This window comes from Stenotrophomonas sp. S49 (assembly GCF_016624905.1).
Classification (GTDB): domain Bacteria; phylum Pseudomonadota; class Gammaproteobacteria; order Xanthomonadales; family Xanthomonadaceae; genus Stenotrophomonas.
Window position 1 is genome coordinate 1 of the sequence record NZ_JACVUD010000183.1, and the last position, 262, is coordinate 262.

Genomic DNA, 262 nt, shown 5'->3' on the forward strand with positions numbered 1-262 from the left:
GCGAAGGTCGGGCTGATCGCCGGGTCGGTGCCGCATGGCCTGGGCAGTCTGCTGGGGGCCATGGGCGAAGCCTCCGACGGTACGGTGGCGCTGGACGAGACCCGCCTGCCGGGCCTGGCCGACCACTGCGTGGTGCGCACCAGCCACAGCGGCCTGGTGGTATCGCCCGATGCCGCGCGGCAGACCGCGCATTTCCTGCAGCACGGCCAGTTCGACCACAGCCGCGACGCCGCCGCCGCGTAGGTTGGTGGGTGCGAACCGA

Annotated in this window: 1 pseudogene; it reads left to right on the forward strand. The window is 72.9% G+C overall.

The features are described 5' to 3' along the window. A pseudogene (locus IAE58_RS19895) lies at positions 1 to 243 on the forward strand (alpha/beta hydrolase); the annotation flags it as partial. Positions 244 to 262 lie beyond the last annotated feature (19 nt).